This window comes from Undibacterium sp. Ji42W (assembly GCF_049340405.1).
In the GTDB taxonomy this organism is placed as follows: Bacteria; Pseudomonadota; Gammaproteobacteria; order Burkholderiales; family Burkholderiaceae_D; genus Undibacterium.
Window position 1 is genome coordinate 1 of record NZ_JBMPOV010000035.1, and the last position, 4,460, is coordinate 4,460.

Here is a 4,460-nt window from a genome sequence, read left to right on the forward strand (position 1 = left end):
TCGGCTCAGTGCGTTTATTTCAGGGGTCTGCTGTGCTTCAAAATGTCGGTACTTTTGTGCGAAACCTATTGGTTGGCGCTCTTTTTTTGTTCACCTTGTTAGTACATGGCGCTTATGCACAAACCACCGTTCAGGTGTCCAATGGTTTGCAGTGGCTCAATGCCCAAGTGCAAGCTGACGGCAAGCTCACCGGCGAGGCGCAATCTATAGCGACTCCCTTGCAGACCCGCGCAGAAGTCGCGCAAACACTAAAGTTACTGGCAACTCTGCCAGCCAGTTTGGCATCAAGCATTGCCGCCGACGCTGAAGATAATACAGAATACCTTGCACGCAAGATTATTTCACTAGGCGCCAATGGCTGGGACCCGTCGAATTCATTGAACTTGTTGCTCGCACGTCAAGGCGTGGAGGGCGGTTTTGGTGGGGCACCTTATTACTCCAGTAATGTTGTCGATACAGCATGGGCAGTATTGGCACTGGCGCAAACCAAAGGTGGCACGAGTGATGCTGCGAACCGCGCGCGCGCCTATCTTGTCACTCAGCTTGCTTCCGATGGTGGTGCATCTGGGCCAAATGACTGGAATCGCAAATACAACAGCGCTATTATTTTGCTTGCATTGCAAACTGTGTCTGATGGTAGTAACACCACTATTGTCAGGGCGCTGGCGTCCTGGTTGCAGCAACAGCAAGCTTCCAACGGCAGTTGGTCAGGCAATACCTACCTCACCGCGCTTGTTATGACCGGTATTGTGCCAGTGACAACGGATGCTGCGGTGCTCACTAATGCGCTTAATTTTCTTGTGTCGAAGCAGGGCGCCGATGGCAGCTGGAGTACCGATCCGTTTCTAACGGCCTTGGTGTTGCGCGTGCTCTCTGGACAAGCTGGACCACCGGGTAGTGCTGGCGTTTTGCAAGGGCAACTGGTCGATAACGCCACCAATGTACCTTTGTCTGGTTCGACTGTGACCTTGTCCGGTACATCAAATCAAGTAGCGACGACCGATGTGTCTGGGCGGTTTGCCTTTAATGGCCTGGCTTCAGGGAATTACTCAGTAACATACTCCCGTGTTGGCTATACTTCCAAAATTTCCAGTTATAGCGCGGTTGCGGGTCAGATAAGCGATGCAGGCATAGTCAAGCTGACCCAACTTGCAGGTACTGGCATTATTCGCGGTCAAGTGACTGCGACGAATGGCTCGACATTGTCTGGCGTGACCATGTCCTTGTCAGGGGCGGCAACGCTGAACGCGACTTCCGACGCCAATGGACGTTATGAATTCGTCGTGCCATCGCCCGGCGCTTTTGCGATTTCGGCCAGTCTGACTGGTTATAAAACTGCCTCATCCAGCGGTACGGTCGCGGCAGGGCAAACTGTATTGTTTGCGCCCGTGTTATATACCAATAACGAAACCACCCCAGGTACCATCCGGTTCACAGGTAAGGTCGTATCCGCTGGACAAAATACGCCGTTGGCGGGTGTCGCCATACAAATTGGTGGCGCGGCAAATAGCAACGCTGTGACAACCGCAAATGGACAATTTGATCAAACCTTGAACCCCGGTAGTTATAGTGCCACTTTTTCACTGTCAGGTTATACCTCGATCACACAAATCTTTACCGCTTCTGCTGGTAGTGTGGTTGATGCTGGAACCGTTACCCTGATGCCAGTCAAGACCAGCACTAGCATCAAAGGGAAAGTCGTCAATACGTCGAATGCTGCAATCGCAGGGGCATCGGTACAGATCGTTGGTATGTCCAATGCCGCGACAACGGCGGTGGACGGTAGCTACTCCATTAATAATATCGCTGGTACCAGTTTCTCGGTGCGGTCTAGTGCTGTCGGATATAACTCTCAAACGATCAACTTGCAGGTCTCAGCACCATCTGACCTCGTGCAAAATTTCTCTTTGGCGCCGCAAACAGCCAGCGTGCTTTCCATTGGAGACCTGATTATCAGCCAGACCCATTATGGTGCTTATAAACCGGTCGCGATTCAGATCAATGTGCGCAACACCAGTACCGAAACTCGTTCGGGCAGTTTCAAGGCGGCTATTGTTGATGCACAGGGTCAGATAGTTGGTAACGTGGATGCAACCTGGACCAATGCCCAAGGCGGTTTGGTGCGCCAGTTTGATTTTCCGCCCGGCGACACCAGTTTGACCATACCCTGGAGTACTAATGCAAATGCGCCTGGTGCCTATACGATCTTGGGAACGGTTTCTACAGGCACAGCCGGTGGCCTCGAAAACATCGACAGACAGGCAAGTATCGTGATTGATCCCACAACAGAGATTGGCAGCGTTACGGTATCGCCGAAACCACGTTTTGCTAACGTCGGTGAGACAAAGTCGATTCAATTTGGCATTGATGTATTCAATCGTTCCAACGTTCCAGTCAGCACGGACGTGGCCTTCCAGTTGCAAACTCCTGGTGGCAACGTCATTTACAGCGGTACCAGCAAAATCGATTTGTTGCCTTCTGATGCCAGCAAATCGCTAGTTCTGACCGGTACATCTTACACGTTTGCACAAAGCGGGTCTCATCCTATATTGGTGCAGGCATTGAATGGCCCTACACCGGCCACCGTCATGGGCGGCACCATTGTCGTCGCACCTGGCATACGCATTGAAATGAGTCAGGAGCTTACACCATCAGTCGTAACGCCTGATGGGAATAAGAGGATACGCACCGATATCCTGCTCAAAGGAGTTGAATCAAAATGAAAAAAATAAACTACCAATGGGTTTGTATGGGAATACTCGCGGCATGTGCAATGTTCATCAAAACAAAGCAGGTGCGTAGCGTGATGGGCTGGATCGGTTCATTGACTGTTGTGTTTGCGTTTTGTCTGAGTACGTTTGGCACAGCATCCGCCGCTACGCTCAATCTGACTGGAGCCACAATTTACGGTGTTGACAAAGATGGTGGATACACCGGCAATGGCTGGGATACGGTTGGCTCCAATGGGGTATACAATCTCTACTTTCTAACAGGGTCTCATGTGTTCCTGAATACAGGCGATGGTCTCGCTACCTCGCCCAGTATTGACCTTTCCGTTGCAGGCACTTACACGTTTCTCGTTCGTTCCGATGGCAGCGGCTTTAATTGGACGGCACCTTTTGTTGGACTGAATCTGTTTTTCAACACCAGCATAATTCCAGGAATTTCTGTATCCGTCCCATTTAATGTCACGGCTCCTGTGCTGACGCCATGGGTTAAGCCTGGCCTCGGCATATTCGATCAAAATCCCATTCCTGGTGCCAACTCACTGTCTTTTGTAACCGAAGATGCAAAAGTGACGATGACTGCCTTTAGTTTCATGGACTATCGCAACCCCGTAGTAGCGCCAGAATACCCTGATTTAGTTGGCTCTTTGAATAGCAGTGGCAACGGCCTTAACGATTATTCCGCGACTATCACGCTTGTTGTAGCACCTATGCATCCTTTACTGCGTAACGTGCGCGTGGTGAAAACCTTGTCGAATGTTGATATCGACGTTGATACTTCATCTTTTTCCAAGCCTCCATTCAGCGTGACCGATGTGGGTAACCAGAAAATCATCGAGTGGCGTTTTGACACCTTTAGCGCAGACGCGACCGATGATTTGGGTTTTGATATTCTCTTCAAGAATCCGCTGCCAAACGAAAAGCGTCTGGTCAGCTATAAAACAGCTTTGACTTATGATGACATTAGTGGCAACCCTGTACGTACAGAACTGGACCCGCAATTCGTCACCGTCTATTCATCTATTTTTCAGATCGTGCCAGCAACAGACAAGGCGTCTTATGCAGCCAATGACATGGTTCAGATCACCAGCACCGTCAAGAACCTAAGTAGCACGATTGGAACCGGCACGGTAAAAATCTCGATCAAGGATACAAACAACGTTTTGGTTGCCGAATTGGGTAGCACATCACCACAGAGTATCGCAGTCGGCGGCACCAATGTATTTAGTGGAGTGAACTTTGCAACCGGTAACACCTATGCAGGTAGCTACAAGGTTGTCGCGGAGATGATCAATACCGCAGGCCAGGTCATCGCCAGCGCCTCGACACCGTTCACTATTAGCTCTGCCGCTGGTACCGGCCTGAAGTTGTCAATGTCGACAGATAAACAGCAATACATCCCTTCCGAGACAGTGCGCATTAGTCCACAATTAAGCAATACGCAAAGCAATGCGCCAGTCGATAACATCCAGGTCGTCACCACCGTGACCAACCCAGACGGCACAGTACGCTTCACTAAAACAGAAACCCTGGCACAACTGCCAGCGGCAAATACCAAAAACTATGCCTACAGCCTGCCATTGAGTGGCGCAGCGCCTGGTCAATACGCAGTCAAGGTCACAGCAACTGCTGGCACCACCACGGTGCAGTCTACAAGCAGCTTTGCGGTGACAGCTTCTTCCAGCAATGGCAGTGGCCTGACAGGAACTGTCGTCGTCAGCCCGGCGCAGGTCG

General features: G+C 50.8%; 1 protein-coding gene and 1 pseudogene. Both read left to right on the forward strand.

Features of this window, described 5'->3' with window-relative positions; genetic code table 11:
• The first annotated feature begins 86 nt into the window (after nucleotides 1-86).
• The gene (locus ACO0LG_RS29450) at nucleotides 87-2,723 is read left to right on the forward strand and encodes a carboxypeptidase regulatory-like domain-containing protein (RefSeq protein WP_423032161.1); all 2,637 of its coding nucleotides are present in this window, start codon (nucleotides 87-89) and stop codon (nucleotides 2,721-2,723) included.
• A gap of 50 nt (nucleotides 2,724-2,773) precedes the next feature.
• Nucleotides 2,774-4,460: pseudogene (locus tag ACO0LG_RS29455) on the forward strand (hypothetical protein); the annotation flags it as partial.